This window comes from Nocardioides sp. YIM 152588 (genome assembly GCF_040191335.1).
Lineage (GTDB): Bacteria > Actinomycetota > Actinomycetes > Propionibacteriales > Nocardioidaceae > Nocardioides.
This window is the reverse complement of record NZ_JBEGDJ010000100.1, coordinates 1-4608: the sequence shown is the minus strand read 5'-3', so window position 1 is coordinate 4608 and position 4608 is coordinate 1. Positions and strand designations below refer to the sequence as shown.

5 protein-coding genes are annotated in these 4608 nt (G+C 74.2%); 2 read left to right on the top strand and 3 right to left on the bottom strand.

What is annotated here, in order from left to right:
* On the bottom strand, positions 1 to 350 hold a 350-nt coding region (locus tag ABLM29_RS22060), incomplete at its 3' end, for an FHA domain-containing protein (protein ID WP_349716789.1).
* 10 nt (positions 351 to 360) lie between these two features.
* Positions 361 to 1689, bottom strand: coding sequence for a protein kinase domain-containing protein (locus tag ABLM29_RS22055; RefSeq protein ID WP_349716788.1), 1329 nt, complete (start codon positions 1687 to 1689; stop codon positions 361 to 363).
* 155 nt (positions 1690 to 1844) lie between these two features.
* On the opposite strand from ABLM29_RS22055, the gene ABLM29_RS22050 reads away from it, so the two are divergent.
* On the top strand, positions 1845 to 2546 hold the full coding sequence (locus tag ABLM29_RS22050; RefSeq protein ID WP_349716786.1) for a vWA domain-containing protein: 702 nt from the start codon (positions 1845 to 1847) through the stop codon (positions 2544 to 2546).
* Entirely contained in the window at positions 2543 to 3472 is a 930-nt protein-coding gene (locus ABLM29_RS22045) for a protein phosphatase 2C domain-containing protein (RefSeq protein WP_349716785.1), read from the top strand. Before ABLM29_RS22050 ends, ABLM29_RS22045 begins: the two co-directional genes overlap by 4 nt.
* Before the next feature lie 28 nt (positions 3473 to 3500).
* Here the strand turns inward: ABLM29_RS22045 and ABLM29_RS22040 are convergent, their stop codons facing one another.
* Positions 3501 to 4496 carry a hypothetical protein gene (locus tag ABLM29_RS22040; RefSeq protein WP_349716783.1) on the bottom strand — a complete coding sequence of 332 codons (996 nt, stop codon included), beginning with the start codon at positions 4494 to 4496 and terminating at the stop codon, positions 3501 to 3503.
* Positions 4497 to 4608: the final 112 nt, after the last annotated feature.

Genomic DNA, 4608 nt, shown 5'->3' with positions numbered 1-4608 from the left:
GCGGCGACGTCGCCCGTGGCGCCGCCCGGCCCGGGGTCGCGGGCGGGGTCGCGGGCGGGGTCGGGCGTGATGGTCAGCTCCGCGCCCGCGGCCGGTGGTCCGCAGCGGACCACCGCCCGTCCCTCGATCCGCTGCTCGGTGATCCGTCGGCCGTCCACGAACGTGCCGAACTGGCTGCCCGCGTCGACCAGCAGCCACGCGTCGCCGTCGGCGCGCAGCTCCGCGTGGCGCCGCGAGACCGACCCGGCGGTCAGCACCACGTCGGCCTCGATCGCGCGGCCGATCAGGAAGCTCTCCTTGCCGTCGAGCCGCAGCACGCGTCCGTCGACCTCGACGACCAGGGGCGTCACCCGCGCCCCCTCAGGCGCCGGCCGCTGCCGTGGCAGCGCCGGGGCGTCGTACGTGCACGGTGGCGTCGCGGATCTGGATCCGGGCGCCGGCGACCAGCTCGATCGTGCGGTCGGGCTGGAGCTGGAACTGCTGGCCGCCGGGGTAGACCACCGACCAGGAGAAGTCCGAGGCGTTGTGCAGGCCCCAGCGCTCCGGGGCGTCCGGGTGCTGGCGGACCTGGCCGAGCACCGTCGGGTGGTCCACGCCGGACATCAGGTGGTCGGTGCGGATCGTGGTCTGCGGGCCGACCGCGACGGTGCGCCGGCCGACGGCGAGCAGGAACGGCGGCTGCATCACCGTGCGGTCGTGCCAGCACTCGACGGTGTCCTGGCCGGGGCTCCAGAAGTTGGTGGTGCCGCACTGCGGGCAGGTGAGCATGCCGTCGCGCAGCCGGTCCATCGCCTTGATCCACTGCCCCTCGGTGACCCGCGCCGACGGCCGCTCGAGCCCCTCGACGAACGCCTGGACGAACAGGTCGCGCAGGAACTGCGGGTAGATCCGCCAGTACTGCCGGACGATGTCGGTCGGGCGGTTCTCGGCCCGCTCCGGGTGCAGGCAGAAGAGCGGGTCGGTGCCGAAGTGCTTCATCAGCCAGTGCGCGTCGCGGACCCCGGCGTCGGTCCGCGCCCCCTCCAGCGGGTGGCCGAGGAAGAGCGTGTAGAAGAGCAGCACCGCAAGGGAGTGCCGGTCCGTGTCGGTGTTCGGCAGCGTCCGGTAGGTGGTGTCGCGGACCACCTCCGGCGCCATGAAGTACGGCGTGCCCAGCACCCGGCCGGTGCCGTTGTCGATGCCGACGTTGTCGTTGTCGCAGATCAGCACGTCGCCGCCGGCGGGGTCGAAGAAGACGTTGCCGAAGGAGATGTCGCGGTAGCACAGCCCCCGCGCGTGCAGCCGCAGGAAGCTGTAGCTCAGCTGCCGGCAGAGCTCGAAGATCGCGGCGAAGGAGACGTCCAGCGGGTTGCCGTCGCGGTCGGCGTTGAGCAGCAGGTAGCTCAGCTCGAGGTAGCGCGGGTGGCGCAGGTGCATGACGTAGCCGAAGCTCGGCTCGGAGGCGACGCGGGCCATGCTGAGCGGCCACAGGAACCGCTGGTGCGGCGGGCCGATCTCGACGAGCTGCTGCATCTCGTCGTACTGCTGGGCCGTCGCGCTCTCGGGCTTGTACCACTTCAGCGCCAGCGACTCGCCACTGTCGCGGCGCACCTCGAAGACGTAGCCCTGGCCGCCCTGGCCGAGCAGCGAGGTGACTCGGGCGCGTCCCAGCGGACCGAGATCCACCTCCACGCCCTCAGCCAGCACCATCGGCGGGGCCACCTCCGTGCTCGCTCGTCCTATCCTGGCCAATGTATAGCCTCCGCCGCCGGCGGGAATCCCAAACCAGGGCGCCTCCCCGGGCCCGGGGGATAGCGTGGGGACGCGGTCCCGCGGGCGCCGCAGGCCGAGAGGAGGCACCTCGAATGAGCGATCGTCTCGGTGGCGCGCTGGCGCGCAAGCCACTGCACTTCATCTTCGTCCTGGACGTGTCCGGCTCGATGCTGCGGGGCGGCCGGATCCAGGCGCTCAACAACGCGATCAGCGAGGTGCTCCCGCACCTGCGCGACGAGGCGCGGGCCAACCCGCACGCCGAGCTGCTGGTGCGGGTCCTCGCCTTCGCCAACGAGCCGCGCTGGGTGATCGAGGAGCCGACGCCCGTGGAGCGGGTCCGGTGGGAGCGGCTGGAGGCGGTGCCGCGGGGCTTCACCGAGCTCGGCAGCGCCCTGACCACCCTGGCCGGGGCCCTCGACGACCTCGACCGGACGACCAGCGCCTTCCCGCCCGCGATCATCCTGGTCTCCGACGGCCGCCCCACCCAGAGCAGCGGGATCACGTTCGCCGACGGGCTGCAGACGCTGCTCACGAACCGCTGGGGCGCGACGGCCGTCCGGCTGGCGCTGGGCGTGGGCCGGGACGCGGACATGAACTCGCTGCGGCGCTTCATCGGCGACGAGGAGATCCCGCTGCTGCGCGCCGACAACCCCGAGCAGCTGGTGGAGTACATCGTGTGGGCCTCGAAGGCGGCCAGCAAGGTCGCCTCCCGGCCCGCGCTCGGCCCGGGCAACGGGGTCACCAACGTGCCGCCCGACCCGATCGGCGACCCGATCTGGAGCACCCTCGGATGACCCCAGGGGGGCTCGGGGCCGAGCGCCCGCAGCCCGACGACGACGGCGTCCGGCACGACCTCGCCCGCCACGCCGCGACCACCGCGCCGCGCCCCGACGCCGACGCCTGGACGGCGCTCGCCGCGAGCACCATCGGCTCGGTCCACGTCCGCGACCGGCGACCGCTCCAGGACGCGGCGCTGACCTGGAGCGAGGGGGACCTCGCGGTGGCCGCCGTCGCCGACGGGCACGGCCACGTCGCCCACTTCCGCAGCGACACCGGCGCCGCGCTCGCCGTGGTCAGCGCGATCGAGGTGGTACGCCGCGGGCTGCCCGACCTCGCCGGCCCGGCGCTCGACGCCGAGCGGGCGTCGGCCCGGCTGTTCGACCTCGGCGCCGAGGTCGTCGCCACCTGGGTGGCCGGGGTGCGCCAGCACCTGGCCGTCAACCCGTACCGCGGCGGCGAGGTGGAGGCCGCCGCGCACGACCCGCTGCTCCCCTACGGCAGCACGCTGGTGGTGGCCGGCGCCGTCGGCGACCGGCTGGTGCTGCTCCAGATCGGCGACGGCGACGCGGTGGTGGTGACCGCGGACGGCCACGCCCGCCGGCCGCTGCCGGAGGACCCCGCCGGGGACGGCCTGCGCACCAGCTCCCTGTGCCAGCCCGAGCCGCTGCGGGCGCTGCGGGTCGCGGTGGTCGACACCGCCGCGGCGGAGCCGGGCGCGGAGGTCGTGCTCGCGTTCCTGTGCACCGACGGGTTCGGCAGCTCGCGGGTGGACGCCGAGGGCTGGTGGCGCCAGACCGGCGAGCAGCTGGTCGACTACACCCGGACCCGCGGCATCGGCTGGGTCGCCGACCAGCTCGGCACGTGGCTGGAGGAGCCCGCCCTGATCGGCGGCGACGACACCACGCTGGCGGTGCTGGTCCGCTCCGACCTCGGCGCCTGAGCCGCCCGGTCGGCGCCCCGGCGGGGCGTCAGCCGGCGTTCTCCCACCACTGGCGCAGCACGTCCCAGCCGACGTCGTACCCGAACGCGACGGCGTAGCAGTTGCAGGTGCGCTTGTTCCAGTCCCAGTAGAGGATCGAGGTGTCGGCGCCCTCCTGGTAGTTGAAGTGGGCGCCCTCCTTGGCGCCCTCGCCGAACCGCCAGTAGTCGTTCGGGTTCCGGTCGTCGGCCTCGCGCCAGGTGCGCTGGTAGTAGCGACGCACGCCGCGCAGGTCCCGGCGGCTGGCGTACCGGCCGACCACCACGGAGATGTCGTCGCGCACGGTGCACACGCTCTCCTCGGTCTCTCCGTCGGCGTACGTCGTGCCGCGCCGGCAGTCGGCGGGGTCCATGGTGATCTCGATGAACTCCCGGAGCACCGGGTGGCTCGGCTCGGTGGGCTCGGTGATCCGCGGCCCGGTGCCGGTGAAGACCGTCACCAGCGTCTCCAGCGTCGCGCCGTCCGCCCCGGTCAGCTCGGCCGACTGCGGGCCGGCCGCGTCGTCCCAGTAGACGAGGGCGGGGTCGTCGCTGGCCGCGTTGTCGGGGTCGAACTCGTAGAACGCGCGGCTGCCCGTGCGGCCGCTGAGCATCCCGGCCCGGGTGTCCAGACGCGCGTCCCGGACCGCGGCCAGCGCCTCCGGCGAGGAGTAGGTGACCAGCCGCAGGGTGCCGCCGCTGACGGCGCACTCCACCACCTCGGCCTCCCCGTCGCCGGTCTCGCCGGCGGTGCAGTCGCTGGCTCCGGTCGCCACGTGGTCCGAGAGCCCCGCGTAGCGGGCGTCGAGGGCGGCGGCGGTCACGTCGACCGCGCTCTCCTCGGCCTTCTTCCCGCCGCCCCCGTCGTCACCGGCGAGTACGACCGCGGTCACGACGCCACCGCCCACCAGCAGCGCGAGCACGGCGGCGACGGCGACCCAGACCCCGGTACGACGCCGCCGCGGCACCCCGGGCCCGACACCCGCGACCCCGCGTAGGGTGAGCAACGGCGAGGGCGTAGCCGGTGACGATCCAGGTCAGGTTGGCCTGGGAGATGCCCAGGTCCTGTCCGATGTAGGGCAGCGCGATGTTGGTGATGGTGCCGTCGAGGACGACCAT

Coding starts and splice junctions, on each gene's coding strand:
- ABLM29_RS22055 (WP_349716788.1), bottom strand. CDS start 1,689: ATGGTGCTGGCTGAGGGCGTGGAGGTGGATCTCGGTCCGCTGGGACGC.
- ABLM29_RS22050 (WP_349716786.1), top strand. CDS start 1,845: ATGAGCGATCGTCTCGGTGGCGCGCTGGCGCGCAAGCCACTGCACTTC.
- ABLM29_RS22045 (WP_349716785.1), top strand. CDS start 2,543: ATGACCCCAGGGGGGCTCGGGGCCGAGCGCCCGCAGCCCGACGACGAC.